General features: G+C 63.4%; 21 protein-coding genes. 12 read left to right on the top strand and 9 right to left on the bottom strand.

All coding sequences use genetic code 11. The features are described 5' to 3' along the window. Positions 1-55: 55 nt before the first annotated feature. Both J2Y48_RS10520 and J2Y48_RS10525 read left to right on the top strand, forming a co-directional pair. Positions 56-943 carry a branched-chain amino acid ABC transporter permease gene (locus J2Y48_RS10520; protein ID WP_310416887.1) on the top strand — a complete coding sequence of 296 codons (888 nt, stop codon included), beginning with the start codon at positions 56-58 and terminating at the stop codon, positions 941-943. Between the two features lies 1 nt (position 944). After that, positions 945-1,928 (top strand): branched-chain amino acid ABC transporter permease, encoded by a 984-nt coding sequence (locus tag J2Y48_RS10525; RefSeq protein WP_310416890.1) that lies wholly within the window; start codon positions 945-947, stop codon positions 1,926-1,928. Between the two features lie 73 nt (positions 1,929-2,001). Here J2Y48_RS10525 and J2Y48_RS10530 read toward each other — a convergent pair whose 3' ends face one another. After that, positions 2,002-2,640, bottom strand: a complete 639-nt coding sequence (locus tag J2Y48_RS10530; RefSeq protein WP_310416893.1) for a TetR family transcriptional regulator C-terminal domain-containing protein — start codon at positions 2,638-2,640, stop codon at positions 2,002-2,004. A gap of 250 nt (positions 2,641-2,890) precedes the next feature. Between J2Y48_RS10530 and J2Y48_RS10535 the strand changes: the two genes are divergently transcribed. The 8 genes from J2Y48_RS10535 to J2Y48_RS10570 all read left to right on the top strand — a co-directional run bounded on the left by J2Y48_RS10535 (position 2,891) and on the right by J2Y48_RS10570 (position 14,241). Continuing rightward, positions 2,891-4,981, top strand: coding sequence for an FAD-dependent oxidoreductase (locus tag J2Y48_RS10535; RefSeq protein ID WP_310416895.1), 2,091 nt, complete (start codon positions 2,891-2,893; stop codon positions 4,979-4,981). Between the two features lie 109 nt (positions 4,982-5,090). Beyond that, complete coding sequence (locus J2Y48_RS10540) at positions 5,091-7,109, top strand: CocE/NonD family hydrolase (RefSeq protein WP_310416898.1); 2,019 nt, start codon at positions 5,091-5,093, stop codon at positions 7,107-7,109. A 100-nt stretch (positions 7,110-7,209) separates the two neighbouring features. Further along, entirely contained in the window at positions 7,210-8,154 is a 945-nt protein-coding gene (locus tag J2Y48_RS10545; protein WP_310416900.1) for an ABC transporter permease, read from the top strand. A gap of 1 nt (position 8,155) precedes the next feature. Continuing rightward, positions 8,156-9,064 (top strand): ABC transporter permease, encoded by a 909-nt coding sequence (locus tag J2Y48_RS10550; protein ID WP_310416903.1) that lies wholly within the window; start codon positions 8,156-8,158, stop codon positions 9,062-9,064. Beyond that, positions 9,061-10,023, top strand: coding sequence for an ABC transporter ATP-binding protein (locus J2Y48_RS10555; protein WP_310416905.1), 963 nt, complete (start codon positions 9,061-9,063; stop codon positions 10,021-10,023). Before J2Y48_RS10550 ends, J2Y48_RS10555 begins: the two co-directional genes overlap by 4 nt. Continuing rightward, positions 10,020-11,033 (top strand): ABC transporter ATP-binding protein, encoded by a 1,014-nt coding sequence (locus J2Y48_RS10560; protein WP_310416907.1) that lies wholly within the window; start codon positions 10,020-10,022, stop codon positions 11,031-11,033. Before J2Y48_RS10555 ends, J2Y48_RS10560 begins: the two co-directional genes overlap by 4 nt. A 44-nt stretch (positions 11,034-11,077) precedes the next feature. Beyond that, entirely contained in the window at positions 11,078-12,634 is a 1,557-nt protein-coding gene (locus J2Y48_RS10565; RefSeq protein ID WP_310416910.1) for an ABC transporter substrate-binding protein, read from the top strand. Between the two features lie 83 nt (positions 12,635-12,717). Continuing rightward, a complete protein-coding gene (locus tag J2Y48_RS10570) occupies positions 12,718-14,241 on the top strand; it encodes a trimethylamine methyltransferase family protein (protein WP_310416913.1) in 1,524 nt (507 codons plus the stop codon). Between the two features lie 136 nt (positions 14,242-14,377). On the opposite strand, the gene J2Y48_RS10575 is transcribed toward J2Y48_RS10570, so the two are convergent. From J2Y48_RS10575 to J2Y48_RS10590, 4 genes are read right to left on the bottom strand one after another with little or no spacing between them, the layout of a single operon-like run. Beyond that, positions 14,378-15,076 carry a fumarylacetoacetate hydrolase family protein gene (locus J2Y48_RS10575; protein ID WP_310416916.1) on the bottom strand — a complete coding sequence of 233 codons (699 nt, stop codon included), beginning with the start codon at positions 15,074-15,076 and terminating at the stop codon, positions 14,378-14,380. Positions 15,077-15,098: 22 nt separating this feature from the next. Next, on the bottom strand, positions 15,099-15,965 hold the full coding sequence (locus tag J2Y48_RS10580; RefSeq protein WP_310416919.1) for an ABC transporter permease: 867 nt from the start codon (positions 15,963-15,965) through the stop codon (positions 15,099-15,101). After that, entirely contained in the window at positions 15,955-16,770 is an 816-nt protein-coding gene (locus tag J2Y48_RS10585; RefSeq protein ID WP_310416924.1) for an ABC transporter ATP-binding protein, read from the bottom strand. Before J2Y48_RS10585 ends, J2Y48_RS10580 begins: the two co-directional genes overlap by 11 nt. Further along, positions 16,767-17,765 carry an ABC transporter substrate-binding protein gene (locus J2Y48_RS10590; protein WP_310416926.1) on the bottom strand — a complete coding sequence of 333 codons (999 nt, stop codon included), beginning with the start codon at positions 17,763-17,765 and terminating at the stop codon, positions 16,767-16,769. The genes J2Y48_RS10585 and J2Y48_RS10590 overlap by 4 nt, the downstream gene beginning before the upstream one ends. Positions 17,766-17,875: 110 nt before the next feature. Here J2Y48_RS10590 and J2Y48_RS10595 point away from each other — a divergent pair, with 110 nt between their 5' ends. Further along, positions 17,876-18,583, top strand: coding sequence for a GntR family transcriptional regulator (locus tag J2Y48_RS10595; protein ID WP_310416929.1), 708 nt, complete (start codon positions 17,876-17,878; stop codon positions 18,581-18,583). A 357-nt stretch (positions 18,584-18,940) separates the two neighbouring features. On the opposite strand, the gene J2Y48_RS10600 is transcribed toward J2Y48_RS10595, so the two are convergent. From J2Y48_RS10600 to J2Y48_RS10615, 4 genes are all read right to left on the bottom strand, one after another. After that, complete coding sequence (locus tag J2Y48_RS10600) at positions 18,941-20,353, bottom strand: cytosine permease (protein WP_310416932.1); 1,413 nt, start codon at positions 20,351-20,353, stop codon at positions 18,941-18,943. A 5-nt stretch (positions 20,354-20,358) separates the two neighbouring features. Further along, positions 20,359-20,514 carry a hypothetical protein gene (locus J2Y48_RS10605; RefSeq protein ID WP_310416934.1) on the bottom strand — a complete coding sequence of 52 codons (156 nt, stop codon included), beginning with the start codon at positions 20,512-20,514 and terminating at the stop codon, positions 20,359-20,361. Between the two features lie 71 nt (positions 20,515-20,585). Next, complete coding sequence (locus tag J2Y48_RS10610; protein ID WP_310416937.1) at positions 20,586-23,042, bottom strand: FAD-dependent oxidoreductase; 2,457 nt, start codon at positions 23,040-23,042, stop codon at positions 20,586-20,588. 15 nt (positions 23,043-23,057) lie between these two features. Further along, positions 23,058-24,569 carry an aldehyde dehydrogenase family protein gene (locus J2Y48_RS10615; RefSeq protein WP_310416939.1) on the bottom strand — a complete coding sequence of 504 codons (1,512 nt, stop codon included), beginning with the start codon at positions 24,567-24,569 and terminating at the stop codon, positions 23,058-23,060. A 184-nt stretch (positions 24,570-24,753) separates the two neighbouring features. Here J2Y48_RS10615 and J2Y48_RS10620 point away from each other — a divergent pair, with 184 nt between their 5' ends. After that, entirely contained in the window at positions 24,754-25,335 is a 582-nt protein-coding gene (locus J2Y48_RS10620) for a helix-turn-helix domain-containing protein (protein ID WP_310416942.1), read from the top strand. Positions 25,336-25,390 lie beyond the last annotated feature (55 nt).

Genomic DNA, 25,390 nt, shown 5'->3' on the forward strand with positions numbered 1-25,390 from the left:
CCCCCTGCCCGGGGGCATCCGCTCCCGGGCCTTGCTCTTTCCGGAACACGATCCGATGGCTGAAATTTTCAGTATTCCGTCCGCTGCACTCTACGGTCAGTTGCTGCTCGGCTTCATCAATGGTGCGTTCTACGCAACCCTGAGCCTCGGCCTCGCCGTCATCTTCGGACTTCTCAACATCATCAATTTCACCCACGGCGCCCAATACATGATGGGCGCATTCGTCGGCTGGATGCTGCTCACCTATCTCGGCATCGGTTACTGGCCGGCCCTGGTCTTGGCGCCGCTGATCGTCGGGGCCATCGGCATGGTCATCGAACGGACGATGATTTCCCGGCTCTACAAGCTCGACCATCTTTATGGGCTGCTTTTGACCTTCGGCCTGGCTCTCATAATCGAGGGCTTGTTCCGCAACGGCTACGGGGTGTCGGGCCTTGCTTACGCCATCCCGCCGCAACTTTCCGGCGGCGTCAATCTCGGCTTCATGTTCCTGCCGCTGTATCGGGGCTGGGTCGTCGTTGCCTCGCTCGTCGTCTGCCTCGCCACCTGGTTCATAATTGAAAAAACCAGACTTGGCGCCTATCTTCGCGCCGCCACGGAAAATCCGACGCTCGTGCAGGCGTTCGGCATCAACGTGCCGCTGCTTGTCACGCTCACCTACGGATTTGGCGTCGCGCTTGCCGGCTTTGCCGGCGTGCTGGCCGCACCAATCTACGCGGTTAATCCGATGATGGGCTCAAACCTCATCATCGTCGTCTTCGCGGTCGTCGTCATTGGCGGCATGGGCTCCATCCTCGGCGCCATCGTCACCGGCTTTGCGCTCGGCCTCATCGAAGGCCTGACCAAGGTCTTCTATCCGGAGGCCGCCGCAACGGTCATCTTCGTCATCATGGCCCTCGTGCTGCTCGTGAAGCCGGCCGGGTTGTTCGGTAAGGAGGGCTGACATGAGCGCCAAGGCAGAACCTGTGAGCGCCGACGCCATCCTTGTCGATCGGCCCACCCGCAATAAGCGCCTGCACATGACGGTCTTTCTCGCTCTTGCGGGCCTGCTCCTGATCGCGCCGAGCCTGTTTTACCCGTTCTTCCTGATGAAGCTTCTCTGCTTCGCGTTGTTTGCTTCCGCCTTCAACCTGCTTTTGGGCTATGGCGGTCTCCTGTCGTTTGGCCACGCCGCCTACTTCGGCATGGCGAGCTATGTTTCGGCACACGCCGCTAAAGTCTGGGACCTTTCGCCGGAACTCGCCATTCTGGCCGGCACAACGACCGCGGCCGCCCTCGGTCTTGTATTCGGCGCGCTCGCCATCCGCCGCCAGGGCATTTACTTTGCGATGGTCACGCTGGCCTTCGCCCAGATGACCTATTTCTTCGCGCTGCAGGCTCCCTTTACCGGCGGCGAAGACGGTATCCAGGCGGTGCCACAAGGATATCTGTTCGGCTTCCTGGATCTATCCGACACGATGACGCTCTATTATGTCGTGGCCGCAATATTCCTGCTCGGCGTGCTTCTGATCTATCGCATCGTCCACTCGCCGTTCGGGCAGGTGTTGAAGGCTATCCGGGACAACGAGCCCAGGGCCGTGTCGCTCGGCTACCGCGCCGATCACTACAAGCTGGCGGTCTTCGTGTTGTCGGCCACTTTGGCCGGCCTCGCGGGCGCTACCAAGGCAATCGTCGTCCAGTTGGCATCGCTGACGGATGTCTACTGGGGGATGTCGGGCGAGGTCGTGCTCATGACGCTGCTCGGTGGTATGGGCACCATATTCGGGCCGATGGTCGGCGCCGCGATCATAATCACGATGCAGAACTATCTGGCCAGCCTCGGTGCCTGGGTCACGGTGGTGCAAGGCGTCGTCTTTGTCATAGCCGTGCTGCTATTCCGCGAAGGCATTGTCGGCGTATTGTCCAAATGGATCAAGAAGCCGCTTTAAGGCGGCCCATCTTCAGTCCATCGGGGCCCGCTCGAACGACGCGACGCTTCGCCGGTGCCCAGCCATCGATCCTTCAGGCATAGGCGCCACGGCGCAAGCCTTCCACCCAGTTGCGGCAAATCTGGACGCCCTCCTCGGGTTTGAAGGAAGAGGGGTTCAAGCACCATGCGAGCCAGAGGCCATCGAGCAGCGCGGTGAAGGCAACGGCCGTCAGCCGGATGTCGCCGATCGCGAAACCTTCGGATGCCGCCAGGTCACCGAGCAGCCTTTCGATAGTGGCAACATAGTCGGAATATTCGCCCTGCTGCGAGGCGCTCATCCGCGGCGAATGAAGGATCAGTCCCCAGAAGACCACCCAAACGCCGAGCACGTCGCGGTCGAACAGCATGGGCGAGAACGACGCTTCGATAAAAGCGTCCAGCCGCTTCCGCGGGGTTGGTTCCGCCTCGTCGACGGCCGACAGGAGCGCCTGCAGAAGCCCGGCCGACATGATGTCGAAGGCATAGGCGACCAACTCGTTGATTTCGCCGAAATGATGGGTGATCAGCCCTTGCGTGACGCCCGCCTCGGCGGCGATCTGGCGCACCGAGACGCCGGCATTGCCGTGCTTGACGATGCAGCGAAGGGCCGCCTCGCCGAGCTGCCGGCGGCGGTCCTCGGGCGTTTCCCGACGATAACGCGCCCTGCCCTTCGTCTGTTCGCGGCGTGCCAATCGCGTCTACCTTTGTGCCTGCTGCTCTTGCTTGGTCTGACCGCCCTTTGCCAAGGCGTCACCGCCGAATTTTTCGCGTTCGCCTCGCGGCTGACGCTCATGACGATTACATTAAATACATGAAAATGAACGCTTTTCAAGCGATGTTATACGATCTTATAATTTCGGTTGCGAAATCCAATGTTCCATGCCTATCCTTGCCCTCAATGACCTGCCGGAAAAATGGCAGGCGGGGAACGAGGACTGAAACATGGCGCGGGATTCTCGCTACGATGTGCTGTTCGAACCTGTTCGGATCGGTCCGGTAACGGCGCCGAACCGCTTCTACCAAGTGCCGCACGCAAGCGGCATGACCAATGCGCTGCCGAGGGTGCGCGCAGCCTTCCGTGAGACCAAGGCCGAAGGCGGCTGGGGCGTTGTCTGCACCGGCGCCTGTTCCATCGATCCGAGCTCCGACGACGCGCCGCTGCCGATGGCGACGATGTGGGACAGAAACGACATCCGCGCGCATGCGCTGATGACCGAGGCCGTGCATCGACACGGTGCGCTCGCCGGCGTCGAGCTGTGGCACGGCGGCGCATCGGTGATGAACCGGGCCAGCCGCCTGCCGCCACTGTCGCCGTCCGGCATCCCCTGGATGGCGACCCATGTCGGCTTCATGGGCAATCTTCGCCCGCGCAGCATGGACAAGGCCGACATCAGGGCCGTACTGGATTGGCAGGCAGAAGGCGCCCGAAAGGCGCGCACCGCCGGCTTCGACATCATCTACGTCTATGCCGGCATGGGCTATCTGGGCTACGAGTTCCTGCTGCCAGAGTACAATCATCGCACCGACGAATACGGTGGCAGCATCGAGAACCGCGTCCGCTTCGTCCGCGAAATGCTGGATGTTACCCGCGATGCCGTCGGCAGGGATTGCGGCGTGGCGCTGCGCGTCAGCCTGGAGGAACTGCGCGGCCGTCCGGGCACCCACGAACAATCCGAGGCGCACGAACTCGTCCGCCTGCTGTCCGACCACACCGATCTCTTCGACGTAAAGATGGATTCGAGCCCGACGGACTGTTCCGCCTCCAGGTTCACCGGCGAGGGCAGCCACGAGCCGGTGATCGACTTCGTCAAGGTGATGACCGACAAGCCGGTGGTCGGCGTCGGCCGCTTCACCTCACCCGACACCATGGTGTCGCAAGTCCGCCGCGGCGTGCTCGATTTCATCGGTGGCGCACGCCCCTCGATCGCCGACCCCTTCCTGCCCGCCAAGATCCGCGAGGGCCGGATCGAGCAGATCCGCGAGTGCATCGGCTGCAATATCTGCATCTCCAGCTGGCACGACGGCGTTCCGGTGCGCTGCACGCAGAACCCCACCGCCGGCGAGGAATGGCGCCGCGGCTGGCATCCCGAACGGGTTGCGCCGGCACAACGGCACGAGAAGGTTCTGATCGTCGGGGGCGGTCCTGCCGGCCTCGAATGCGCGTTGACCGCAGCCCGACAGGGTCACGACGTGACGCTCGCCGATGCCGGCTCCAGCTGGGGCGGCCGGCTCACCTTTGAGAAGACCCTGCCCGGCCTTGCCGCCTGGAACCGCGTCGTCGACTATCGCCTCGGGCGGCTGAACGAGATGCCGAACGTCTCGATGTACCTCGAAAGCCGGCTCGGCGTGGACGAGATCATCGACCTCGCTCCCGATCATCTCGTGCTTGCGACCGGTGCCCGTTGGACCCGGATGCTCTATTCCTCGATGGAGATCCCGGTCGGCCGATTGGCGCACCCGGAGGTCTACACGCCCGACGACATCGCGGCCGGCCGGTGGCCGCAGGGACCGACGCTCGTCTTCGACTTCGACAACTACTACTGTGGCGGCGTTCTGACCGAGCACCTCGCCGCCAGGGGGATCGACGTCGCCTACGTTACGCCGGCGGGCCAGGCCTCGGCCTGGACAATCATGACGAACGAGCTACCGCTCGTGCACCGGGCGCTCTCGCGCCGCAACGTCCCGGTCACGACACTACAGACGCTGAAGGACTTCGACGGCGAAACCGCAACGCTTGTCCACCTCTTCACCGGCGAGGAGACGAGGGTGCAATGTCGCTCCGTCCTGATCGTCGGACTGCGCACGCCGCGCAACGAGTTGCAGGAAGCAATCGAGGCCCGGCGCGCGGATCTGGATGCAGCCGGCATCAGGAGCATCACCATAATCGGCGATGCGCTCGCGCCCGGAGCGATCACCCATGCGGTGCATAGCGGCCACAAGGCCGCGCGCGAACTGGGGCAGAACGGCAGCCGCCGACCCTATCTGCGCGATACGCCGATCACCGATTGCGAACCGGCCGAGGCGGCCGAATAGGAGCATCCATGATGGTGGCCGCCGCCGGCATGTCGCGCTACGAATGGACGCCGCACGACGAGGCGGAAGCCGATGGGCCTGAGCCGCGCGACACCGGAAAGGGTGTCCCATGACCAGGGTCGTCGACACGTTCCCCCGCCGCGTCCGCACCCTCGACCCGGTCTTCATCACCATGAGGGACGGGACGCGTCTTGCTGCCACCATCTGGCTGCCGCGGGATGCAGAGGAGCGTCCGGTTCCGGCGATCCTGGAACTCATCCCCTATCGTCGCCGTGACGGGACCGTGTTCCGCGACATGAAGATGCACCCCTATGTTGCCGGCCACGGCTTCGCCTGCTGCCGCGTCGACATCCGCGGATCCGGAGACTCGGAAGGGGTGCTGACCGACGAATACACCGAACAGGAGCAGGACGACGCCTGCGAGATCATCGCCTGGCTCGCGCGCCAGCCCTGGTGCACCGGCGCGGTCGGCATGACGGGCATATCCTGGGGCGGATTCAATGCACTGCAGGTTGCCGCGCGCCGACCGCCAGCCTTGAAGGCCATCATCGCACTGTGCTGCTCCGACGATCGCTATGCCGATGACGTGCACTACTTCGGCGGCAATCTTCTGACCGAGGATGGCATGTGGTCGTCGTTCATCCTCGGCCTTGGCGCCTTGCCGCCGGACCCGCAAATCGTCGGCGAACGCTGGCGATCGATGTGGCGGGAGCGGCTGGAGGCGACAAGCTGCTGGTCCTCCGTCTGGCTGCGCCACCAGCGCCGCGACGCCTACTGGAAGCGCGGTTCTGTCTGCGAGGACTTTTCCAAGATCGACATCCCCGTCTATGCCATCAGCGGCTGGGACGACACCTATTTCAATGCCGTGCCCCGGCTGATGGAAGGGCTTTCTGGCCCTCGCAAGGGGCTGATCGGGCCTTGGACCCATGCCTATCCCTTCCTTGGGGAACCCGGCCCGGCGATCGGCTACCTTGGCGAAGCGATCCGCTGGTGGCGGCATTGGCTCGAGGGCGTCGACACCGGCATCATGGACGAGCCCGCCTACACGACCTACCTCAAAGATCCGCACCGACCTGCACATGTCTATCCCGATCATCCGGGCCGCTGGGTACGCGATCCGTCCTGGCCCTCGCCCAATGTCACAGCGCAGGTTCTCTTCCTCAACAGCGGCCGACTCGACGCTGTGCCCGCGATCGGCGACACGATGCGGCTGCGCTCGCCGGTCACGGCCGGGCGTGACTGCGGCCGCTATGGCGGCTATGGCGGGGAAGTGCCGGATATGGCCGGCGACCAGCGTCGCGAGGACGGACTGGGTCTGTGCTTCGACAGCGCGCCGCTTGCCGAGGACCTGGACCTGCTCGGCGCGCCGGTGCTGGAGTTCACGCTTGCCTCCGACCTGCCCTTCGGCACGCTCACCGCCCGACTTTGCGAGGTGCTGCCCGACGGGACATCGACCCTCGTGAGCTGGGGGGCGCTCAACCTGGCCCAGCGCGACAACCGCGAGCATCCGCTACCGATCAGGGCCGCGCACCCGGTCAGGGCACGTCTCGAGCTTAACCATTGCGGCCGTCGCTTCGGTAAAGGCAACCGCCTGCGCCTTGCTTTGTCGAACCAGCATTGGCCGGTACTCTGGCCGCAGCCGGGCCTGCCGACATTTTCGTTCGAGCCCGGTGCCTGTCGGCTCGTCCTTCCGGTACGTGCACCACAACCGGGAGACGGCGGCGAGATCTTTGACGAGGCGGAGATCTCGCCGCCGGTGCCGATGGACGTCTTGGAGGACGAGTCCCATTCGCGGCTGCTTGCGGTTGATGCCGGCAAGCGCAGGGAAACGCTGACGCTCTCCAGCAACCACGGCCGGCAATTGCTGACCGACCGCGCCAACGAAACCTGGGCCAGGGTCGTGGACGAAATGTCGATCACGGAGGACGATCCCCTATCCGCGCGCCTGGATACCGGGTGGGTGCTGGGCTACCGCAGCGCGGATGCGGACGCGGAAACAAGATCGCGGGTCGTGGTTACATCGACGGCCACGCAATTCCGGCTGGAATGGCGGCTCGAGGTGCATGAGCGGGGCCAACTCATGTTCGAACGGGAGGGAGACGAATGGATCGACCGCGACCATTTGTAATGCCTGCCGGCGCAAGTGCGCATGACGCGGGCCAGACCCGACCGCCCGGCCGACGCCATCGGCTGTTGATGACGGTCGCCAACTGCCGAGGCGGGTCGCGATGATCACCTTCCTGCTCCGCCGCACAGCCCTTGCTTTCGTCATCTTGCTGATCGTCGCGATCCTGTTGTTCTCGATGATGCACATGATCCCGGGCGACCCGACGGTGGTGGCGCTGGGGCCGCGCTCGACGCCCGAGATGCGGGAGGCTTTCCGGGAGCTGATGGGGCTCGACCGACCGGTCCTGGAACAGCTCGCCGCGTTCCTGGGGCGCCTTGCGCATGGCGATCTTGGACAGGACGTCTGGAGCCGCCGCCCCGTTCTCACCATGATCCTCGAAGTGCTGCCCTATACGGTGATGCTGGCGTTTGCGAGTTTCATCTGGGCGGTAGCATTCGGCATCCTGCTGGGCTGTGTTGCCGTTGTCCATCACGGCAAATGGGGCGACTGGTTGATCGGCCTCGTCTCGATTGCCTTCGTCGCCGTGCCTTCCTTCGTCGTCGCGCTCTATTCGCTTCTGGTTTTTGCCGTCTGGCTCAATTGGCTCCCGGCTATCGGAGCCGGCGAGCCCGGCGACATTGGCGCTCAAGCACGCTCCCTCATCCTGCCCTCCTTTGCGGTCGGATTGGGATGGGTCGGCTACGTCTCGCGGCTCGTGCGGGCGGCGATGATCGAGGCGATGGGCGAGGACTACGTGCGCACACTGCGCTCCTACGGCGTTCCGGAAACCCGGATCATCTATGCCTATGCGCTGAAACAGGCACTGCTGGCCATTCTGTCCGTCATCGCCGTCGGATTCGGCGGTCTTTTGACCGGCTCCGTCTTCGCCGAGATTGTCTTCACCAGGCCCGGGCTCGGCAAGATGACCTACGATGCCGTCATGTCGCGCAACTTTCCGCTCGTGATGGGAACCGTGCTCTTCACGTCGGGTCTCTACGTGATCTGCATGATCCTCGCCGATGCCGTCACCGCATGGCTCGATCCCCGTGTCAGGAGCGGTTTGTGACATGGCGACCGTCGCGAGTGCAACAACGAACGAGACTGTCGCGCCCGAACCAGGCGCACTGAGGCGCGTCGGGCACACGATCGCGCATGTCATGTCGACGCCACTTGGCGCGATCGGCGTGATCCTGGTTGTGCTGATCGTGGGCATGGCGATCCTTGCGCCATATGTCGTCCCCTACAATCCCACGGCGATCAATGTGAAGGCGCGGCTGGCCGACCCGTCACTGGCCCATCTCCTCGGCACGGACCAGCTCGGCCGCGACCTCCTCTCGCGCGTGATCGTCGGCACGCGCACGGCGATGACCGTCGCGCTGACGTCGCTTTCGGTGGCGATCGCGCTCGCCCTGCCGCTCGGCATGATCGCTGGCTATGGTCCGCGCTGGCTGGACGGTCTCCTGATCCTCGTCTTCGACAGCATCAGTTCACTGCCGATGATCATGTTGGGGCTCGCCATCGTCGTGCTGCTCGGCCCCGGCGTTTCCACCGTCATTCTCGTCATCGTGCTCTATTCGGTCCCCTCCTATGCGCGGCTCGTGCGTGCGCAGACGCTCAGCCTGAAAACCCGCGACTTCATCAAGGCCGAGCAGGCGATGAACGCCGGGACGCCGCGCATCCTGTTCCGCCACCTGCTGCCTAACGTTATCGGGCCGTTGCTCATCCTTGCCTGTCTCGACATCTCGACGGTCATCACGCTGGAAGCGGGACTTTCCTTCCTCGGCCTTGGCGTGAAGCCGCAGATCCCGAGCTGGGGCAACATTCTGAGCGACGGCTTCGCCGTCATCCGCAACAGCGCGGTGCCGGTAGTTGCCGGCGGCGTCCCGCTGATCCTGGCGACGATCGGCTTCACATTCTTTGGTGAGGCGCTGCGCGACGCGCTCGACCCGAAGCTCAATCCAGAGCGCAAGCCATGAGCGCCCCGGTTCTCGAAATACACAACGTTTCGGTGAGCTATGGGGGCGTGGTTCCGGCCGTGGTCGGTGTCGACCTGACGGTCGGACCGGGCGAGATCGTCGGCATCATTGGCGAAAGCGGCTCCGGCAAGTCCACGCTGGCGCATTCCATCCTCGGCCTGTTGCCGAAAGCCGCGCGTGTGCGCGGCGACCGGTTCGTCCTTGCCGGCAACACCATTCTGGATGCCGACCGCACAACGCTTTCCGTGCTTCGCGGCCCGTCGGCGGCGATGATCTTCCAGAACCCGATGGCAGCGTTCAGCCCGATCCACACGCTCGGAAAGCAACTCGTCGACCTGCTGTGGCGCGATCGTGACCAGACCGTCGCCACCAAGCGGGAACGCATCATCGCGGCCTTGAAGCAAGTCGGCATTCCCGACCCGATGGGCAAGCTCGACGCCTATCCCTTTCAGCTTTCCGGCGGCATGCTCCAGCGGGTGGCGATCGCCGCGGCGCTTTTGATGAGGCCGGCACTCTTGGTCGCCGACGAGCCTACGACCGCGCTCGATGTGACGATGGAGGCCCAGATCCTCCACCTGATGAGGTCGCTCAGAAAAACCGCCGGCGTCTCTATACTCATCATCTCGCATCATCTGGGTGTGATCGCGGAAATCTGCGATCGCGTCGCGGTGATGTATGCGGGCCAGATCGTCGAGGAAGGCGCGGTAGAAACGATCTTCAGTGACCCTCGCCATCCCTACACCCAGGCGCTCTTTGCCTGCGAACCGGCCCTGATCCCGACCGGCGTCGGCAGACTGCCGGTCATCGCCGGCGAGGTGCCTCGCCCGGGCGGGACAGGCTGCGATTTTGCCGGGCGCTGCCGCTTCACCGAAGAGCGATGCCTGACGCTCTCACCGCCATGGGTCAGCGCGTCCGCTGATCCCCGGCACCATGCCCGCTGCCACAGGAGCAAGCCATGAGTGCAACGCCGGCCCTGATCGAAGCCACCAAGCTCTCGGTTGACGTGCCGGCGAAATGGCTGCCGTTCGCACGCGTCAAGCCTCTGTCAATCCTGCTCGACGTATCGCTTGCCATACGGTCGGGCGAGATCGTCTGCATGGTCGGCGAGAGTGGCTCGGGAAAGACGACTTTCGGCCGCGCGCTTCTTGGCCTGGTCAAGCCGTCGTCCGGCAGGATCACACTCGAAGGCGCCGCGCTTGCGGATTTTTCCGCGAAAAGCTTCCGTGCGGTGCGCCGCCAGGCGGCCCTGCTCTTCCAGGATCCGCTGAGTTCGTTCAATCCACGACAACGGATCGGCGCCATGATCGCCGAGCCACGCCGCATCGCCCGCTCGGGCTCTACCCGCATGGAGGACCTTGTCGCGCTTGCACAGCAGGTGGGGCTGTCCGAACGCTTCCTGTCGCGCTTCCCCCATGCGCTGAGTGGCGGGCAGGCGCGCCGTGCCGCGGTCGCGCGCGCACTCTCGGTGATCCCCAAGCTGATCGTCGCCGACGAGCCGACCGCCGGCCTCGACGTCTCGGTCCAGGGCGGCGTGCTCAATCTCTTCCTCGAACTTCGCGAGCAGCACCGCACGGCTTTCCTGGTGATCACCCACAACCTTTCGGTCGCACGCCATATCGCCGATCGCATCGTCATCCTCTATTTGGGCCGCGTCGTGGAAAGCGGTCCGGCATCCGAAATCTTTCGTGCGCCGAAGCATCCCTACACGAGGGCTCTCCTCGATTCCGAGCCGGTGCCGGATCCGGCGAAGCGGCGGACGGAGCCGCCTGTGCTCGGCGAGGTTCCCAGTATCGCGGCACGGCCGGAAGGCTGCGAGTTCCATACGCGATGCCCCTTCGCCCAGGCGCGTTGCCGCGTGGAGGCACCTACACTCGCCGATGAGCCTGGCCATCGTCAGGTCGCTTGCCACTTTCCGCTGCCAGCGGCGTCGGCAGCGGCAGTGCGCGGCCTTCACGTCGTATCCAGGTAGCAGGTCCAAGAACGAGCAAACAACAAACCAGAGGGAAGACGATCATGAATGGGATTTCGATCAACAGACGGTATTTTCTGGCCGGCGCCGCTGCCGGCGCCGCGGCAATCGCCATGCGTCCGGGCCTTTCCTATGCGGTCGAGGGCGATACGCTCGTCATCCGCGGTGCATCCGACATCGAGGTGCTGGACCCGGCCTTCCAGAACGGCCTTCTCGAGGAGGAAATCGGCCGCTGCCTGTTCGTCTCGCTTAACAGGCTGGAAGACGTCCGCGAGGGCGTGAAGTGGCAACCCCATGCAGCGAGCGAGCTGAAACAGAAGTCTCCGACCGAGATCGAGTTCAAGCTGCACGACTGGCTCGTGTGGACCGGCGATTTCGGTCCTGTCACTGCCGAAGACGTGAAGTACTCATTCGAGCGGGTCGCCAATCCGGACAACGCCTCGGCATGGGCTTATGCCTTCGACGCACTGAAGGAGGTCGAGGTCACGGGCGAGAGGTCGGGCGTCATCCATCTCAAGTCGCCCTCTGCTCCCTTCTGGGTGACCACCCTGCCCTATTACATGGGGCACATTGTCTGCAAGAAGGCCGTCGAGGCCGCCGGCGGCAAGTTTACGACCGAAGTCCCCGCCAGTGCGGGTCCTTACCTGATCGACAAGTGGGTGCCCAAGCAAAGCCTGTCGCTGAAGCTCAACCCGGCCTGGAAGGGCGCGCCGCCGGCCTTCCCGAAGGTGCAGTTCCAGATCATCACCGACGACGAGGCCGCAGCACTCGCCTATGAGTCCAAAGCGATCGACTACTCAAAGATCAGCCTCAACACGCTTGCGACCTACAAGGACAAGGTGCCGGAAAAGACGTCGCTGATTCAGATGGACGGCAACCGCCTCTCCTGGCTCGCGATCAATGTCAACAATCCGAAATTCGCCGAGGAAAAAGTTCGCCGTGCGATCCAATATGCGATCGATGTCAGCCAGATCATGGAGGGATCCTATTCCGGGCTCGCCGCATCTGCGACCGGAGTTGTCCCGCCGGCGATGATCGGCCATCGAGAAGCGATCCTCTACCCTGCCGATGCCGCCAAGGCGCAAGCCCTGCTCGATGAGGCGGGCGTATCCGGCCTCACCATCGAGTTGGCCGCCCAGAACGACAAAACCAGCCAGTTGACCTGCCAGATCATCCAGGCGTTGCTCGGTGCGGTCGGCATTACCGTCGAAATCAAATCCTATGACGATGGCGTGTACTGGACGCTTGGCGACAAGAGCTCGGGCGACACCTGGAAGACCCTCGAACTGGTCTTGATGAACTTCGCCGGTGGTGTCGATCCCTCTGAAAACCTGACCTGGTTCCGGCCATCGCAGATCGGGGTCTACAACTGGTCGCAGTTCGATAGCCCCGAATTCGAGACGCTCTATCAGGAAGGCATGGCCGAAACCGACCAGGAAAAACGCGGTGCCATCTATCGCAAAATGCAGGACCTGATGGAGGAATCGGGTGGTTTCGTCTTCATCACGCACGAAACCTTTGCGGCTGTTGCCCGCGATGGGCTGAAGCCCTGCATCCTGGCTGACGGCTATCTCGATGTGACCCGATTCGCCAAAGCCTGACGATCAGACGCTCTTCCCGCGTCGAGCGCATCTTCGGACGCGGGAAGGGCTATCCAACGTGACGAATGACAAGGAATACGATCATGGCACGCAGTTCGGTGAACAGGCGCGAACGTCGCCTGGCTGCAGGTTCGAGCGTCAGGCAGTTGCCCTTCGCCAACGTGGCAAACCGTTACCCGCCGATTCAGGTGATGAGCGCAGATGAAGTCGAGGCCATCCATCTCGCATCACTCGCCCTACTGCGCGATACGGGCATGGAGATCATGCACGACGAAAGCAGGCGGCTCCTGACGGACGCGGGTGCGGTTGTGGATGAAGCGACCCACCGTGTCCGCTTCGATCCCGCCATGATCGAGGAGACGATCCGAACCGCACCATCAACGTTCACCTTGCAGGCGCGAAATCCCGCGAAAAACCTGAGGGTGGGAGATGGCAGTCTGATCTTCGCGGCCACCGGTGGCCCCGCCTTTGTCAGCGACATCGATCGCGGCCGCCGCGCCGGCAACTACGCCGATATGTGCGACTACATCCGGCTGGTCCATAGCCTTAATGTCATTCACCAGGAAGGGGGCTGCCCCTGCGAGCCGACCGACCTGCCACCGGACAGCCGCCACCTCGATTTCTATCTCGCCGCAATCCGGCTGACCGACAAGAACTGGCAATGCTGGGCGCTGGGCGGCTACCGTGTCGAGGACGCGATCGACATGCTCTCGATCACGCTTCGGCAATCCCGCGAAGAGCTGAAGAAGAATCCGGCGGCGCTGACGATCATCAACTCCAACTCGCCGCTCAGGCTCGACATTCCGATGGGGGAGGGTCTGGTCGCCATGTCGCGCGCGGGCCAGCCGATCGCGCTGACCCCTTTCACCCTTTCCGGTGCGATGAGTCCGGTGACGATAGCGGGCGCTCTCACTCAGCAGAACGCCGAGGCACTGGCACTGATCGCGCTTGCCCAAATCGTCAATCCAGGCACACCGGTGCTGTATGGCGGTTTCACCTCAAACGTGGACATGCGCACTGGCTCACCCGCTTTCGGAACGCCCGAATACGCCAAGGCGCAGATCGCCTCGGGTCAATTGGCACGCCGCTACGGCGTACCGTTCCGCTCTTCCAACGTGACGGCATCGAACGCGGTCGACGTTCAAGCGGCCTATGAAAGCGGCATGTCTCTGTGGAGTACCGTCATGGGCGGCGTTCACCTGATCGAGCACGCCGCGGGCTGGCTTGAAGGTGGATTGACCGCTTCCTTCGAAAAGCTCGTGCTCGATGCGGAGATGTTGCAGATGATGCGCAGCTTTCTTGATCCCATTGCTGTCGATGAGGGCAGTCTCGCGATCGACACCATCAGTGAGGTCGGCCCCGGCGGTCACTTCTTTGGAACCAGCCACACCCTGGCGCGGTTCGAGAATGCCTTCTACGAGCCGATGCTTTCGGATTGGCGCAATTTCGAGAACTGGTCCGAAAGCGGCGCGCGCACGGGCACCGATCGCGCCAACGCGGTCTGGAAAGAACTGCTGCGAACCTACGAGCAGCCGCCGCTCGACCCGGCGATCGACGAGGAGCTGGAAGCGTTCGTTGCCAGGCGCAAGGAGGAAATCGAACGGTAGCGCACAGCGGCAGCAAGGCAGGCGCTGCAAGCGTTTGCGCCCCTCAGATGGAGCTAAGCCGCGCCTCGCGCTTTCGTATTGCAGGAGCCGGCTCGAGCCAGCTCCCACATGATGTGAAACGCGGGCCTCGTAGGCCCTACTCAGCGGGACCGATAGCGAGCCTGACTTCGTCAAGCCCGTCGACACCGCCGCGCAGCGTCTGGCCGGCAACGACGGCGCCCACCCCGGCTGGCGTGCCGGTGTAGATCACATCGCCGGGCTGGAGATGATAGTAGTTGGAGAGGTCGGCAAGAAGCTCAGGCACCTTCCACACCAGATCGGCAAGCGATGCCTTCTGCCGCACATGGCCATCGACCTCGAGCCAGATCGACTGGTCGCCGATCGCGCCGAACGCGTCCACGCGGGTGATCGCGGAGAGGACGGCAGAGTTTTCGAAGTCCTTGCCGAAATCCCATGGGCGCCCCTTTTCGCGCGCCTTCAATTGCAGGTCGCGGCGGGTCATGTCGAGCCCGGTTGCGTAGCCGAAGACGGCGTTCAGGGCCTCTTCCCTAGAGGCCTTGAACAGCGGCTTGCCAATGGCGACCACGAATTCCATCTCGTGATGGTAGTTCCCGGTGCCCGGGGGATAGGGGATCGACGCGCCGTTCGGAACGAGGGAAAGCGGGTGCTTGAGGAAGTAGAACGGAGCCTCCCGGTCCACCTCGACACCCATTTCCTTGGCGTGTTCGACGTAATTGCGGCCAACGCAGAAGATGCGGTGCACCGGGTAGAGATTGTCTTCACCCACGACCGGAACGGCCGGAAACTGGGGATCGGCAAACAGACGCTGTGACATAGTGTTGGTATCCACTTCTGTATTATTCACTCGACTGGCGACGTTGCCAGAAGACGATTTTGCGTTCCGCCAACATCACTGCCCCATACATCGTCAGGCCGACGAGGCTGAGATAGATGATCAGCGCGAAGACGCGGGCGGTGTCGAGTTGGGAGGCCGCAACGCGGATAAGTTCGCCAAAGCCCTTGCCGCCGCCGAGGAACTCCGCAGTGATCGCGCCGGCCATGACGCTGAGCGCCGCGATCTTCAGGCCCGTGAAAATCTGCGGCAGGCCGAACGGGAACTTCATCTTCAGCAGGCTCTGGAGGCGTGAGGCTCCCATGGTGCGGAAGAGCATATGGGCGTTCTCTTCGGCGGCCTGCAGGCCGGAAGCGGTGCCGACGATGATCGGGAACACCGACACGAAGGTCGCCAAAGCGATCTTGCTCTCCAGCCCGAAACCCAGCCATGCGACGAACAGCGGCGCGAAGGCGATCTTGGGCATGGTGTCGATGGCAACGAGGTACGGCATGACGGCCCGGGCGCCGAATTTGGTCTCACCGACCAGCGTGCCAAGCGCGGTGCCCAGAACGGCGGCGATGACGAAGCCGATCAGCACTTCCTGCGCCGTGATCCACAGGGCAGCAAGCATGTAGCCGCCCGTCGCCAGGTTGAGGCCGACAGTCGCAATCTGCGTCCACACCATCGCGGGCGTCGGCAGAATGATGGCGTTGATCACGCCGGACATGGTCACAAAGTGCCATATGGCGACAATGGCAAGCCCGAGACCGACGATAGCGACCGGCCGCGGGATACGGTCGATGAGAGAATCCTCCTCCTTCCAGACCGTCGAGGGGAACTCTTCTGCCAGCGCGACCGATGCCGGCGCGCGGGTGACCTCAATTGCCATGGTTCACCCCCAGGTCGAGACGGTTGCGGATGTAGGCAACAAGCTCGGCGAAGCGCGGTTCCAGCATCATGTCGAGGGTGCGCGGGCGCGGAAGGTCGATCTTGACCTCTTCGAGGATGCGGCCCGGCCGCGAGCCCATCACAAAGATGGTATCGGAGAGCAGCACCGCCTCGGGAATCGAGTGGGTGATCAGGAACGCTGTCGCTTGCCGTGCCAGGCAGATGCGCTGAAGTTCCATGTTCATGTGCTCGCGCACCAGCTCGTCGAGCGCCGAAAAGGGCTCGTCGAGGAGCAGGATTTCCGGCTCGGTGATGAGCATGCGGCAAATGGAGGCGCGCTGCTGCATGCCGCCGGAGGGATAGGCGTCCTCGAACCCCTTGAGACCGACCAGATCCATTAGAGCTTCGGCATCGGCTCGCTTCGCCTTCGCCGCCGATTTGCCCCGCTGGATTTCGATCGGCATGAGGATGTTTTCAATGGTGGTCTTCCAGGGCAGGAGCACTGCGTGCTGGAACATCATGCCGATATCCGACCGGGTGCCAAGCACCGGTTTGCCCGCAAGCATGACCGAGCCTTCGGATGGGGACACCAAACCCGCCATGATCTTCAGAAGGGTGGACTTGCCGCATCCGGATGCGCCAATCACAGCCGTAAAGCTGCCGCGCGGCAGGTCAAAGCTCGTATTCTCTAGGGCAGTGACGCTGTGGCGGGCGAAGGTCTTGCGGAGATTGCGGACTCTGTAGACTGCGGGGGCCGAAGCCCCCGCACCTTTGTCCAGACTGTCCGCTGGACGGGGATTGATCATTTGCCGTTCCAGAAATTTATGAAGTCGTTGGTGTAGACCGCCGACAGGTCATCAAGCGGTTTTGCGAGTTCGCCGGAGGCGACGAGGCTGTCCTGCCACGCAACCCAGGCTTCATGATCCTGGTAGCCATGCCCCTTTGCCGGATCGAACGGCGTCTGACGAATGATGATCTGGTCGATCAGGGCATTGGCAAACGCCTTGTCTTCGACCTCCTGCGGGTTCTCGGCACCGATATGCGCCAGGAGAGCTTCGCGGTTTGCAGGGTCGGCCGCCCACTTGGCGCCTTTCACCACCGCACGCCCGAAGCCTTCGACATCCTTGCGATTCTCCCCAAGGTAGCTGTTCATTGCAGCCAGCGCGTTGCCGAAGAAGGTCTTGTACTTTGCAGGCGTGATATTTTCGAGCTTGACGCCGCGAGCGTTGAGGATCGCCGCGTCGTTGGTCGCGGCCGCATAGGCATCGATGTCGCCGCGCAGGAAGCCCGCGGCAGCCTGACCGCCATCACCAACGACGAGGAAGGTATAGTCGGTGCCTTCCTGCAGGCCGGCCTCGTTCAGGATTGAGCGGGCGAATGCCGTCTCGGAGCCGTCAGCGGTACCAACCCCGATGGTCTTGCCGCGCAAGCCTTCGGCCGACGCGATCCCGGCGCCTTCCGGCACCACGATGGCGAACGAGCTGAGCGGGTTGAGCCGGTAGATGTTGGTGATCTCGACACCGCGGTCACGCGCCAGCAGGAGCGGGCCGGCGCCCGGGTTGCCGATTTGCGCTTGGCCCGAGGCGAGAGCCTGAATGACCGCCCCCGAACCGTTCAGCGCTTCGATCGAGACGTTGACGCCTTCCTCGGCAAAGTATCCCTCACCCTGGGCAGCCACGATCGGCAGCAGCAGGATCGCGGAGGGATTCGGAACCGCGACGACGATATCTCCAGCATAGGCCACATGGCCCGCCATCACGCTGAGCAAAGCTCCTGCCACCCAACGCTTAAAACAATCCATGATTTTTTCTCCTCGTCAAATGATGGATTTTTTGTTCGAAGCGAAGTAAAATTCCATATTGCCCGGAATGTCAACCGTGCGCTATGCGTGTCATGGGCTAGGAAACGAGAATGCGGAAATCCAAGGACGACGAGTTCCACAAGCTGACGGCGGCCAGCCAGATCGCGCTCGAACTGCGCAAGGACATCCTGCAAGGCTCGCTACCCCCGGGGAGCAGGCTGCGCATCGAGCACCTGCGGCAGCGGTTCACGACCGCCATCAATCCCGTCCGGGAGGCACTGAACCGCCTGGTGGCCGAGGGGCTGGTCCACCTGGAGGACCACAGGGGGTTTTCGGTCTCGCAGATTTCTCTGGATGTGTGGACTGACCTTCTCGAAGCACGCTGCATGATAGAAATCGAGGCGCTGCGGCGCTCGATCGCCAATGGCACCGAGGAGTGGCGCGACGAGATCGTCGTGAGCCTGCACAGGCTGCTTCGCATCCCCCGGTTTCACGATGAGGCTCGCACCCTCAGGAACGCGGAATGGGAGGTCTACCACCATCGCTTTCACCGCGCCCTGATCTCGCGTTGCGGCTCGCCGAAGATCCTGGCGATCTGCGACGATTTGCGCGAGCAGTCAGATCGATACCGGGCGGTCGCGGCCACGTCACGCAACGCCCGCACAGACTACAATCGCGAACATGAGGCGATCGCCAAGGCCGCCATGGAGGGTGACGCAGCCGAGGCAACATCCCTCCTCGACGCTCACTATCGAAAGACGATGCGGGTAGTGGAGCAGTACTTCCACGGGCTCGCGGCGCCGGCAAACTCCGCCTGAATGGAGCGTCCTCGGTCGCCGCCGAGGTGCATCTTCAAAGGGAGACGGTGGCCACATTGAGCGGAAGGTGCGCGAAGGAAGCGCCGCCAAGCCGGCCGAAGGAATGGGCGAAGGCTGAGCCCCACGGCTGGGGGCGTCGCTTTTCTCCCTGGGGTCCGCCTCCGTCGGGTATCTTTTTCGAGCAGTCGTAGGCTCGCCTCACTCCGGTGAGGCGGGCCTTCCGCGTCGGTGTTTGGCGGGCATATTCGGAGCGGTTCCGGAAAACTGGGGTGTGTAGAATTACAGTTTACCGAATCCGCTCCGAATAGCCGAACACGCGCTAGCAGAGACCATTCTTCTAGCGGTTCAAATTCCCGGTCATGACTTGTACCGGTAGCCGCCCTTGCCTGAGCGGCGCACCACCAGAGTGGTGACCAATGCGTAGACACCTCCCGCAACAATGGCGGTTGGCAACGACGCGGTCACATACTCATACGGCCAACGGCTGGCATAGGTGATCGGGTTCAGCAGGTAGAGATAGGTCAGGATCCCGGCACCCATCGCGATGATCGACGCTGGATTGAACCCGCCCCAGAAGCGATAGACACTGTGCGGTCCGCTTTCCATCAGTCCCCGCACGTCGATACTGCGCTTCCTCAGGAAGTAGTAGTCGGTGATCTGGATCCCACAGAGGGGCGCAAAGCCGAGCCCGATAAAGGCCAGAAACGTGCCGAAATTGGCGAAGAACAGGTCCGGGATGAACAGTCCGACGATTCCGACCGGCGCGATCGAGATCAACAGCAGTGCCGGCCAGCGAAGGTTCTGAAGCGCCGGAAAATGCCGAAGCCCGATCGACGACGAGTAGACGCCGGCCACCGCAGTTCCGAGATTGGCCGCGGCCACGAACAGCAGCGCGATCACCCCGTAGACCGGTCCTCCGACCGTCCGCATCCATTCGGCGGGATCGGAAACCTGAAGAACGAGGATCCCAGCAATGCCGATTGCAGAAAGGAGGGGGACCGGTGCGCCCATGCCGACCATGATCGGCAGCGCCGCTTTGCGACCATTCGGAACCATTCGTACCATCGCACCGATATAGGGCCACCACGACAGCAGCGAAACGATGCCGATCTCAACCCCGGTGGTGTAGTTCCACAGCGGCTGGTCGGAGGCATACGCCGGAGTTGCCGCCTGAAGATCGTCCCAGCGTTGGGTCAGCAGGATGTAGAGCATCCAGAAACCGACAAAAACATGCGCCACGAGGATCTTGGCCACTTTTTCGACCCCGGACGAACCCTTGAGCAGGAAGAGGAACACCAGCGCCGAAGCCAGCAGCACTGTCGCCGACACGAGGAAGCTGCCGGAGCCATCGCTGGCCAATCCCAGCGCTAGCAGAAGCTGCTTGGTCGATTTGGCGAAGAAGATCAGCAGGAGTGAATTCCAGCCGACGATCGAGACGAATTGCATCGCCGCGGGGATCACCCAGCCGCGCGAACCGAACTGCGGTTTCGACGAGGCGATGGAGTCCACACCGAACCGGATGCTCACCGGCACGGCGGCCAGCGCCACGATCAGCATGCCGATCATGCTGCCGGCGAAAAGGGTGAAGAAGCCTTCGCGGAATTTCAGGTAGTAGCCGACATACTCGCCAATGATGTAGCACCACGTCGCGGCGGCGGCCGTGGCCAGTGAGATGCCCAGCTGCCAGGCGCTCCAGGTGCGTTCGCCCGGCAGCAGCGGCCAGGCGCTCTTGTCCGCCTCGATCAGGACGGCTTCGGTCGTGTTGCTCATCGCCCTTACCTCGCCAGCCAGAGCGCGATGATCGGCAGCACGATCCCCAACCCAATCAGGGCAAGCCAGGCCGAGCCATCATAGTCGTCCCCCTGGTTCTGCTCGCTCTCAAGCAGGGCCAGTCGTCTTTCCACTTCCGGGTGGAGTCTTTCCTGCGCCATTTCCTTCCCTCCCATTGTTCCCTCGTTTTGTTGGCTCCCGGTTCAGCGAGCCGGGAGGTAGGCGAATGTTGTCACCCGCGCAGCCGTTCCCCCCGCGGGTCGTACCAAGGGCGCAGTTGCAGCCGGGCCGGATAGCGCTTCCAGGCGATCTCCACCTGCCAGTGACCGGTTTCGAGCCACTCGGCGTCGAAGCCGCCCGGTCGGGTGACGTAGCCCATCCCAAGCGAGGCGCCGATCCGGTGACCATAGGCGCCCGACGTCACGGAGCCGACGATTTCGCCATCCCGCAGGATCGGCTCGTTGTGGTAGAGATGCGGCGGGATACCGTCGGTCTCGAGGCGAAGCTGGACCAGCCGCCGCTCAACCGGCCCCCTTTCACGCTGACGCAGCAGCGCCTCCCGCCCGATGAAACCGCCCGGCTTGTCGAAGGCCACGGCAAAGCCGAGACCGGCCTGCAACGGCGTATCCTCCTCGCCGATGTCATGGCCCCAGTGGCGATAACCTTTTTCCATGCGCAGCGAGTTGATGGCAAAGAAGCCGCCCATCTTTAGGCCCAGCCCTTCGCCGGCCTCGGCCAGCTTCTCGAAGACATGGCCGGCAAATTCGGCGGGCATGTAAAGCTCCCAGCCGAGTTCGCCGACGTAGGTCAAACGGCTCGCCCGGACGCGGGCATAGCCGAGGTCGATTTCACGGCTGGTACCGAACGGAAAGCCTGCATCCGACAGGTCCGCCGGCGTGAGCTTCTCCAGCAGCGCCCGTGATTTTGGCCCCATCAGCGCCAGCATCGGCATGCCAGAGGTCACGTCCTGCACGAAGACATGGGCATCGCCGGGCATCTGTCGCTTCAGCCAGGCCATGTCGCGACGCTGCGACACGGCGATGGTGACCACCAGGAACGCGCTTTCCGACAGCCGCGTGACCGTCACGTCGGCCTCGATCCCGCCGACCTCGTTCAGCCACTGGGTATAGACGACGCGGCCCGGCGGAACGTCGATGTCATTGGCGCAGATGCGGTTCAGGGCCCGCTGCGCGTCGCGCCCTTCAATCAGATACTTGATGAAACAGCTGTGATCGAACAGCGTCACGTTCTCTGCCGTGTTGCGGCACTCCTCGCCGCAGGTGTCAAACCAGCTCTGCCTGCCATAGGAGTAGCCGATGCTCGGCACCGTGCCCGGCGCGCCGAAAAAGCCGGGGCGCTCCCAACCGGCTGCCTCGGTCATGAAGGCGCCCATCGCGGCCAGCCGGTCATGAAACGGGCTGCGCCGCACGCCGCGTGCCGTCTCGAACTGGCGGTTCGGCCAGTGCATGTCGAAGAGCAGGCCCAGGGTCTCGGTCGTTCGGTCTTCCAGGTACTTCCGGTTGGACTGGAAGGCCTGCATCCGACGCACGTCGACATCCATCAGTTCCATCGGCGGACGACGGTCGCGGATCCAGTCCGCCAGCGCCTTGCCGACCCCGCCCGAGGAGAGGATGCCGATGGAGTTGAAGCCTGTCGCGCAGAACAGTCCCGGCACCTCCGGCGTCTCGCCTAGCAGATAGCGGTCATCGGGCGTGAAGCTCTCGGGGCCGTTGAAAAACAGCTGGATGCCCGTGCGTTCCAGCACCGGCACACGCCGCGTCGCCATGTCAAGATACGGGGCGATGTGTTCGATGTCTTCGGGCAAGGTGCCGAAGCAGAAATCCTCCGAAATACCCTTCTGGCCCCACGGCTTGGCGTTCGGCTCGAAGAAGCCGACAAGCAGCTTGCCCGCGTCCTCCTTGTAGTAGGTCCACTCGTCGCCCAGGAAGAGCACCGGCAGGTTGCGCGGCAGCCCTGCGACCGGCTCTGTAACGATGTAGAAATGCTCGGCCGCATGCAGGGGAATGGTGACGCCCGCCTCGGCCGCCAGGTCGCGCGACCACATCCCTCCGCACAGGACGACAGTCTTTGCGCGGATAAGCCCCTTGTCGGTCATCACCCCCGCGGCCTTGCCGTTCTCGACCAGGATTTTCGTGACGCCGGTGTTCTCGAAGATCCGCGCCCCGCGCATTCGCGCGCCGCGGGCATAGGCCTGGGTGACATCGGCGGGGTTCACTTGCCCGTCATGAGGAAACCAGAAGCCTCCGACGATGCCCTCGGTGCTGATGGGGTCCCAGCGCTCCTTGATGTCTCCCGGCGTCACCGCCTCCACCGGCAGGCCGAAATTCCGGCCCATCGATGCGCCGCGGGCCAATTCCTCATAGCGAGCGGGCGTATTGGCGACGCGGAGCGAGCCATTCCGCTTGAAGCCGGTCGCCTGCCCCGTTTCGGCTTCCAACTCGCCGAACAATTCGCCCGTGTACTTGGCGAGTTCCGTCATGCGGCGCGTCGCACGCAGTTGGGTCACAAGACCCGCTGCGTGCCAGGTGGTGCCGCTCGTCAGTTGCTTGCGCTCGCAGAGCACCACGTCGGTGATGCCGAGCTTTGTCAGGTGGTAGGCGACCGAACAGCCGGCCACCCCTCCGCCGACGATCACCGCTTCAGCTCGATCCGGGAATTCCGATGCCATCGTCCCCTCCTTAACTCAGCGTGTGCCCGGATAGCTTTCCGCGCTAGCATAGGGAAACCACCAGAAGTCCTGTCTGCTTGCGCTCGGATCGATCATCACGAACTTCGTGTTCTGGAACTGGTTCAGCCCCTCTGGACCAAGCTGCCGGCCATTACCGGAAAGCTTACGTCCTCCGAAGGGCAGCGCGTCATTGTCGAGGAGTGGTGCATTGATCCAGAGGATGCCCGACTGGATCTCTCGAACCGCCCGGAAGGTCTCGTCGGTATCGCAACTGTAGAGGTTGGCGCCCAGGCCGAAATCCGAACGGTTGGCCAGTTCGATCGCCTCGTCGAAGCTCTTCACCCGGCAGATTGGCGCGACCGGGCCGAAGGATTCCTCCTGCAGGATCGACATATCGGGCGTGACCTCGGTCAGCACCGACGGTTCCACGAACCAGCCCTTGTTCTGGCCGGCCGGACGCCCGCCGCCCGTCGCTACCTTTGCCCCCTGCTTTCGGGCACTGGCCATGAGCGCCTCGAAACGCTCCCGCTGGCGACGGGTGGCCATCGGTCCCATGTCGACTTCCTCCAGCCCATTGCCAATGCGCAACTTTCTCGCCTCATGCACCAGAAGCTCGACGAACTGATCATGCACCGCCTCATGGACATAGAACCGCTCGGCCGAAGTGCAGACCTGCCCACAATTGAGATAGGCCGCGAACGCCGCTCCCCGCGCCGCGATTTCCAGCGGCGCCGAGGGCATGACGATGAATGGGTCGTTGCCCGAGGCCTCGATCAGACAGGGCTTGAAGGTTTCCGCGCAGGTGCGTGCCACGGCCTGCCCCACGGAAACGGAACCGGTGTAGGCCACACCATGCGTCTTCCGGCTGGCGATCAGCCGCTGCGCCACCCGCGGACCGCCTGTCACGCATTGCATCAGCCCCGCCGGCAGCGGGCCGAACAGCTCCATGAATTTCAACGTGGTGATGCTGGTTTGCTCATGCGGCTTCACGATTACCGCATTGCCCGCGGCCAACGCGGCCGCCGCCTCCCAGCAAAGGAGCACGAGCGGATAGTTGAACGGCAGGATGATGACGACGGTGCCAAGCGGCTCCTTCACCGCGAAATGAAACTGGCCCGGGACCGTCGTGCCGGCGATGCGGCCGGCCTCATGACGCGCGACTTCGGCATAGTAGTCCATCGCGGTCGCGCACCAAGACACTTCATCGAGGGCTTCCTTGTAGGGCTTCCCCTCTTCCCGTGTCAGGTATTCGGCATAGAGCCCCTTGTCGCGGCGCATCACGGCAGCGATCTCGTGCATGACCACGGCGCGGCTGCGCATGTCGATCGCATTCCAGTCTTTTCCGGCGACCAGCGCCGCCTCGATCGCGGCATCCACCTCGGCATCGGTCGCGTCCGCGATTTCAGCGATCCGATCCTCGGTGGCCGGGTCGATCACGTCGAGCCGCTCGCTGGCAGTGCTCGCCACGAACTGGCCGCCGAGGAAAAGCTTGCCTGAAAGCTTGCCTAAGGTTTCAATGGCGCTCAAAGGTCCCTCCCAGAGATAGTGTTTGATTTTTTTACAAACATGTCACGAAATTTTGAACAGTCAAGCGCCCACGTGCGTGCCGTTGCCATTGACGCGCCCGGTTGCATTGCGCATATCGCCTTCAACACCATTCCGCGGTGGGCGTTGCATGCAGGAGAGTGGCAGGATGGAGCGGAGACCGGCTTTGGCAAAGGATGAGGCGAGCGCTGTTGATGCCAGCGATCTTGACATCGGCGCGAGGTTGCGCGCGGTGCGCAAGCGCGCGGGTCTGTCGCAGCGGGAACTGGCAAAACGGGCGGGCGTCACGAACTCGACCATCTCGCTGATCGAGCAGGAGGCGCACTCCCCTTCGCTCGCTTCGCTGCACCGGATTCTCTCGGCCGTGCCGATCTCGATGGCCGATTTCTTTACCCTGCCCTCGTCACAGCAGAACGTGCTGTTCTACAACCATGACGATCTGGCGGTGGTCGCGCGCGGCGAGGCCGACCTGCGGGTGATGGCCGCCGAGCGGCGCGACAAGAACCTGCAGATGTTCATCGAGCGCTACCAGCCGGGAGCGGGAACCGGCGATGAGCCCATCGCCCATGACGGCGAGACGGCGGCGGTCGTGCTGACTGGAACGATCGAAGTGACGGTCGGCGATGTGACGCGTGTGCTGCGGCGCGGGGGCGGCTATCAGCTGATCGGACGCCAACCCTACACCCTGCGTAATATCGGACGCACCGTCGCGGTCGTCGCCTGCGCCTGCACGCCACCCATGCTCTGACCGGCCACCTCGTCAGAGGTATCCAGGCTCGACCCGCTTCCCGGCGACATCTCGT

Origin of the sequence: Mycoplana sp. BE70, from assembly GCF_031455855.1 — a bacterium.
Classification (GTDB): Bacteria; Pseudomonadota; Alphaproteobacteria; order Rhizobiales; family Rhizobiaceae; genus Mycoplana.

What these genes read in the sequence shown, in the direction of transcription:
- J2Y48_RS10520 (WP_310416887.1), top strand. Translation starts at nt 56, where the DNA reads ATGGCTGAAATTTTCAGTATTCCGTCCGCTGCACTCTACGGTCAGTTG.
- J2Y48_RS10525 (WP_310416890.1), top strand. Translation starts at nt 945, where the DNA reads ATGAGCGCCAAGGCAGAACCTGTGAGCGCCGACGCCATCCTTGTCGAT.
- J2Y48_RS10535 (WP_310416895.1), top strand. Translation starts at nt 2,891, where the DNA reads ATGGCGCGGGATTCTCGCTACGATGTGCTGTTCGAACCTGTTCGGATC.
- J2Y48_RS10540 (WP_310416898.1), top strand. Translation starts at nt 5,091, where the DNA reads ATGACCAGGGTCGTCGACACGTTCCCCCGCCGCGTCCGCACCCTCGAC.
- J2Y48_RS10545 (WP_310416900.1), top strand. Translation starts at nt 7,210, where the DNA reads ATGATCACCTTCCTGCTCCGCCGCACAGCCCTTGCTTTCGTCATCTTG.
- J2Y48_RS10550 (WP_310416903.1), top strand. Translation starts at nt 8,156, where the DNA reads ATGGCGACCGTCGCGAGTGCAACAACGAACGAGACTGTCGCGCCCGAA.
- J2Y48_RS10555 (WP_310416905.1), top strand. Translation starts at nt 9,061, where the DNA reads ATGAGCGCCCCGGTTCTCGAAATACACAACGTTTCGGTGAGCTATGGG.
- J2Y48_RS10560 (WP_310416907.1), top strand. Translation starts at nt 10,020, where the DNA reads ATGAGTGCAACGCCGGCCCTGATCGAAGCCACCAAGCTCTCGGTTGAC.
- J2Y48_RS10565 (WP_310416910.1), top strand. Translation starts at nt 11,078, where the DNA reads ATGAATGGGATTTCGATCAACAGACGGTATTTTCTGGCCGGCGCCGCT.
- J2Y48_RS10570 (WP_310416913.1), top strand. Translation starts at nt 12,718, where the DNA reads ATGGCACGCAGTTCGGTGAACAGGCGCGAACGTCGCCTGGCTGCAGGT.
- J2Y48_RS10575 (WP_310416916.1), bottom strand. Translation starts at nt 15,076, where the DNA reads ATGTCACAGCGTCTGTTTGCCGATCCCCAGTTTCCGGCCGTTCCGGTC.
- J2Y48_RS10580 (WP_310416919.1), bottom strand. Translation starts at nt 15,965, where the DNA reads ATGGCAATTGAGGTCACCCGCGCGCCGGCATCGGTCGCGCTGGCAGAA.
- J2Y48_RS10585 (WP_310416924.1), bottom strand. Translation starts at nt 16,770, where the DNA reads ATGATCAATCCCCGTCCAGCGGACAGTCTGGACAAAGGTGCGGGGGCT.
- J2Y48_RS10590 (WP_310416926.1), bottom strand. Translation starts at nt 17,765, where the DNA reads ATGGATTGTTTTAAGCGTTGGGTGGCAGGAGCTTTGCTCAGCGTGATG.
- J2Y48_RS10595 (WP_310416929.1), top strand. Translation starts at nt 17,876, where the DNA reads ATGCGGAAATCCAAGGACGACGAGTTCCACAAGCTGACGGCGGCCAGC.
- J2Y48_RS10600 (WP_310416932.1), bottom strand. Translation starts at nt 20,353, where the DNA reads ATGAGCAACACGACCGAAGCCGTCCTGATCGAGGCGGACAAGAGCGCC.
- J2Y48_RS10605 (WP_310416934.1), bottom strand. Translation starts at nt 20,514, where the DNA reads ATGGCGCAGGAAAGACTCCACCCGGAAGTGGAAAGACGACTGGCCCTG.
- J2Y48_RS10610 (WP_310416937.1), bottom strand. Translation starts at nt 23,042, where the DNA reads ATGGCATCGGAATTCCCGGATCGAGCTGAAGCGGTGATCGTCGGCGGA.